The sequence below is a fragment of the Ruegeria sp. C5 genome (assembly GCF_056537605.1).
This window is the reverse complement of record NZ_JBQFRX010000023.1, coordinates 1-583: the sequence shown is the minus strand read 5'-3', so window position 1 is coordinate 583 and position 583 is coordinate 1. Positions and strand designations below refer to the sequence as shown.

General features: G+C 57.5%; 1 pseudogene. It reads right to left on the bottom strand.

From position 1 onward, the window contains the following. Positions 1-577, bottom strand: a pseudogene (locus ACR0AW_RS21205) (transposase); the annotation flags it as partial. Positions 578-583: the final 6 nt, after the last annotated feature.

Genomic DNA, 583 nt, shown 5'->3' with positions numbered 1-583 from the left:
ACTGGCGTGGGAATGCGGTTCCAGACCCGTGACGGCGTGGGTCTACGATCTTCAAGCGCCTCGGGGCCGCCGACGAGATATCGGTCGTACCGGCGATAGAAGGTGGTCTTCGGAATGCCCAGCTTCTCCAAAGTGCGCTTGGTCGGCAGATGCGATTGCTCAACCAAGCGGATGACTTCCAGTTTTTCGGATGCGGGATATCTCATTCGTCGTCGTCCCCATCCGCGATCATGCTTTTTTTGAGCAACCGCAGTTCAAGAGCCTGTTCGGCAACCACCTCCTTCAGGTCACGGGCTTCCCGTCTCAGATCCTTCACTTCGGTGGAAGTTGCCGCGCCGGCCGCGTCGCCGGCCAGACGTTTCTTGCCGGCCTCCAGAAATTCCTTGGACCAGCTGTAATAAAGGCTCTGCGCGATGCCCTCACGACGGCACAGCTCTGCAATGCTGTCCTCGCCTTTTAGGCCGTTCAGCACGATCCTAATCTTCTCTTCTGCGGAATACTGTTTGCGGGTCGCACGGCGAATGTCCTTTATGACCTTCTCACCGTGGCTCTGCTTGGTTCCGGGTTTCTTTCTCATCTCCAC